Source organism: Humidesulfovibrio sp. (assembly GCF_035560995.1).
Lineage (GTDB): Bacteria > Desulfobacterota > Desulfovibrionia > Desulfovibrionales > Desulfovibrionaceae > Humidesulfovibrio.
This window is the reverse complement of sequence record NZ_DATMYK010000080.1, coordinates 1-3940: the sequence shown is the minus strand read 5'-3', so window position 1 is coordinate 3940 and position 3940 is coordinate 1. Positions and strand designations below refer to the sequence as shown.

Below are 3940 nucleotides of genomic sequence, written 5' to 3'. Positions count from 1 at the left end.
TTGCGTGCCCAGGGCCGGGAAATCCGGCGATGATTCGGCGGGCAAATAATTCCGTGTCGCGCCGGGATGGATGCAGGTTTTGTTCCAGCCTCGGCGTCCTGGCTCGCGGAAGGGGGCTGGGGCGGCAGGCCATACAGCGCGAAAGCGCTCTGGCAGACGCTCCTGGAGGTTTCTAGCAGAAGTCTAGACGAGGCGTCAATGCGCCGGTGATTTTGTTGGGCCCTGCTCCGGCAGGATTGCTCACAGAGCGAACGGTTTTTTGACGCCTAGGCGTCCGCACCGTGCGTGGCGAGGTGTTCGCGCGCCCTGCGCACCAGGGCCAGGGACTCCTCGTGCCGGGTCATGGCCCCGTGGAAGCGCACGGAATAGAGCACGCGCGGCACATGGACGAAGCGCGCGCCGTTCATGGCCATGCGCAGGTAGTGGGCGTAGTCGTTGGCGTGCTGGTAGTTCTCGTCCATGAGCCCGGTCTTCTTCAGCCAGCTGGCGCGGTGCAGGGTGGACACGCCGATGTGGAACCACTCGGCGAAGCATTCCTTGAAGCTGTAGTCCGGCTTGCGCACCAGACGCATGATGCGGTCGTCGTCGGTGATGATGTTGAAGTCCGAGTAGGCCAGGTCAGCCCCGGTTTCGTCCAGGGTCCCGGCCAGCTCCTCGATCATGTGCGGATGGGGCAGGTCGTCGCCCACGATGTAGGTGCAGTACTCGCCCGTGACCTGGGAAAAGCCCGCGTTGTAGGTGCCGGTGCGGCCCAGGTCCGTCTCGCTGGCGATGATCTTGAGGATGCGCTCCGGGTGGGTGGCGTGGGTGTCCTCGCGGAAGCTCCGGCAGCGCTTGTGCACGATGCTCCCGTCCTCGCCCATGCGCAGGATGGGGTTGCTCTCGGTGAGGTTCAGCTCGTCGGGCAGGCCGCGCAGGTAGTCCTTGGTGCCGTCGGTGCTGCCGCCGTCCACGATGATCAGCTCAAGGTCCGCATGGGTCTGGAACCAGCAGTGGTCCACGCAGGCGGGCAGGTACTTGTGCTGGTTGAAGTTCGGGATGACGATGCTGACGCGCGGCATGGGGGCTCCTTGGCTTGGGGGGCGTTGTTCCGTGGCGGCCGGATCTGGACGCGCTGAGGCCTTGTGTTTTGTTGCGCTCCGTTGCGGTCTGTTGGGGCTTCGTTGCGCTGCGGCGGACCGGGGCCGCCACCGGGGCTCATCGGCCGTCCGGGGCGGATGTTTAGGGCTGGGCGGGTTTGGCCCCCGCGTGGCCCGTCTGCAGCGGCTGGCCCGCCGGTTCCGGCAGGCGCAGGGTGCGCGTGTCCTGCCCCTTGCGCAGAATCACCCGGCCAGGGCTGACGGAATCCACCAGCCAGCCCTTGACCAGATCGCCGGGGTGCAGGGTCTGGGCCGCGCCATCCACCTGGAGCATGGCTGCGGGCTTGGCTCCGCCTGCAATGACGCCCACCAGCCGCACGCCTTCCAGACCGCCGCTTGGGCCGCCATTCGCCCCACCAGCGCCGCTGGCGCCCGGCTGGGCCACCAGGCCCTGCACGCTGGCCCTGCCGGACAGGACGCCCGGAGCCTTGCGTCCCACGGGCTTGGGCAGCAGCACTGGTTCCAACGGGGCAAAGGCCGCGCCGGGCGTATCGGCCGCGCCTGTCTGGTTGGCCTGGCCCTGCTGTTGGGCCTCGGACGGATGCGCCAGGGCCGCCGCCGCCGCGTCGGGCACGGCGGGCGGGTCCAGCGGCCTGCCCGGCGGGGCGAAGGGCGGGCTTTCCAGCTGCAGGACGTTGCGCTCGAAGATGGCCCGCACCGGGGATTCCTCCCCATAGGCCTGGCCCATGGCGCGCAGTTCCTCTGGCGGGCGCAGGGTGGCCCCCGGTTTGGGCAGGAAGCCCGTGGCCAGGTGGGCCAGCCCCAGCCCGATGGCGGCCGGAAGGGCCAGCCTGGGCAGCGCGCGCCAGAGGTTCCGCATGGTTCTCTACTCCGCCATGGCCCTGGCGATTTCTTCCTGCACCGGGGCCGTGAGGTACGGGTGCATGGGGATGCTGAAGATGCGCCCGGCCACGGCCTCGCTGACCGGCAGGGTTCCGGCGGCGTAGGCCAGGTTGGCGTAAGCGGGCTGCAGGTGCAGGGGCACGGGGTAATAGATGCTGGTGGGCACCCCGGCCTTGGCGAGTTTGGCCAGGAGCTCCGTGCGGTGCGCGGTGCTCTCGGCCTGGATGCAGTACTGGGCGAAGACCGAGAGGTTCCCGGCCGGGACGTGCGGCAGGGTCAGGCCCGGGATCTTGGCCAGAAGCTGCGCGTAGCGGGCGGCAACCTCCTGGCGCAGGCGCAGCTCGTCCTCGAAGATGTCCATCTTGGCCAGCAGGACGGCGGCCTGCATGGTGTCGAGACGGCCGGTGATGCCCAGGCGCACGTTCTGATATTTGTCCGCGCCCTGGCCGTGCACCCGCACGGACTGCAAAAGCGCCAGCAGCTCGTCGTCGTCGGTGAAGCACATGCCGCCGTCGCCATAGCAGCCCAGGGGCTTGGCCGGGAAGAAGGACGTGCAGGCGATCTGCCCGAAGGAGCACGACCGGCGGGTGACGCCGCCCAGTTCCGTGGTGGCGCCGAAGGCCTGGGCCGCGTCCTCGATGACGTACAGCCCGTGCTTGGCGGAAACGCTCAGCACGCCCTGGTAGTCGGCCAGCAGGCCGAAGAGGTCCACCGGGATGACGGCCTTGGGCGTCAGCTTTCCTGTGTGCCTGGGCAGGGGGTAGAGGGTGGCGTCGTCCGTCTCCACCGCGCGGATGGCCGTTTCCAGCTGGGCCGCGTCGATGTTGAAAGTGGCGGGGTCCATGTCCACGAACACCGGCGTGGCGCCCAGCAGCGCCACGACCTCGGCCGTGGCCATGAAGGTGAAGGACGGGCAGAACACCGCGTCGCCCGGGCCCACCTTGAGGACCATGAGGGCCATCATGAGGGCGTCCGTGCCGGAGGCGCAGCCAACGGCGTGGCGCGTGCCGCAGTATTCGGCCAGGCGCTTCTCCAGTTTCACCACTTCCGGTCCGTTGATGAACGCGCCGGATTCGAGCACGGCGCGCAGGCCCTGCTCCACCGGGCCCGCTACGCGGGCGTACTGGGTCTTGAGGTCGATGAAGGGAATGCTCATGGTTTTGCTGCCTTTGCCTGCGCTGCGGAGCCATCCGGTCCGGGCAGGACTTCGTAGATGCGCACAAGGGGGAAGCCCTCGTGCAAAAGTTTGAAATATTTCGCCTGTTCCGGCCGGCCAGGATCGCCCAGGAGCAGTTGCACGGCCATGCTGTTGTAGGCCGTGTCGTCCAGCAGCAAGGCCTGCCCGGAAAGCTTGTTGATGACAAGGTGCGGTCCGCCGGGGTGCTCGGTCATCTGGATGCGCGTGGCGCCCTCGGTGTCGAAAAGCTCCGCGCTGGCCAGGGCCAGGGGGGTCTTCTTGCTCTTGATGCTCAGCTCGCCCCGGAGCTTGTCCACGTCCATGGCCTCGGAGATCTGCATCACCGCCGCATGGCGGCCCGTGCCCGCCACCACGTCCCACGAGCCGTAGAAGCTGATCCAGTACAAAAGGGGCAGGTTCTCCCAGCACACGGTCAGCAGTTGCGGTTTGCCTGCGGGCAGGGGCGCAGCGCTCCGGCGCAGTTCTTCCAGCTCCTGCTGCACCGCGCGCGCAGGCATGGTGTCCCAGCGCTTGGCCGGGTCGCCTCCTTGGGCGGCGGAAAGACGGATGATCTGCGCGGCTTGGCGGTAACTGTCCGTGGTCAGCGCCAGGGCCGTGGCGTAGATATCGCGCCCGGAGTGTCTGCCGCCGTCCGTGGGCGTGGGTCTCTCGGCATAGTACTGGGTGGCGTAGCCGTAGTCCCACCAGGTCCAGACCGTGGCGTCCTTGGGCGCGTTCTGCCGCAGGTTCATCAGGGCCAGGGCGTGGGCCGGGCCCAGCA

General features: G+C 68.4%; 3 protein-coding genes and 1 pseudogene. All 4 read right to left on the bottom strand.

The window, feature by feature from the left end:
* Positions 1 to 266 precede the first annotated feature (266 nt).
* Positions 267 to 1061 (bottom strand): glycosyltransferase, encoded by a 795-nt coding sequence (locus VN419_RS03070; RefSeq protein WP_325644326.1) that lies wholly within the window; start codon positions 1059 to 1061, stop codon positions 267 to 269.
* Between the two features lie 160 nt (positions 1062 to 1221).
* The gene (locus tag VN419_RS03065; protein ID WP_325644324.1) at positions 1222 to 1959 is read right to left on the bottom strand and encodes a hypothetical protein; all 738 of its coding nucleotides are present in this window, start codon (positions 1957 to 1959) and stop codon (positions 1222 to 1224) included.
* Positions 1960 to 1965: 6 nt separating this feature from the next.
* A complete protein-coding gene (locus tag VN419_RS03060) occupies positions 1966 to 3138 on the bottom strand; it encodes a DegT/DnrJ/EryC1/StrS family aminotransferase (protein ID WP_325644322.1) in 1173 nt (390 codons plus the stop codon).
* Positions 3135 to 3940: pseudogene (locus VN419_RS03055) on the bottom strand (hypothetical protein); the annotation flags it as partial. The gene VN419_RS03060 and the pseudogene VN419_RS03055, both read right to left, overlap by 4 nt.

Coding starts and splice junctions, on each gene's coding strand:
- VN419_RS03070 (WP_325644326.1), bottom strand. CDS start 1,061: ATGCCGCGCGTCAGCATCGTCATCCCGAACTTCAACCAGCACAAGTAC.
- VN419_RS03060 (WP_325644322.1), bottom strand. CDS start 3,138: ATGAGCATTCCCTTCATCGACCTCAAGACCCAGTACGCCCGCGTAGCG.
- VN419_RS03065 (WP_325644324.1), bottom strand. CDS start 1,959: ATGCGGAACCTCTGGCGCGCGCTGCCCAGGCTGGCCCTTCCGGCCGCC.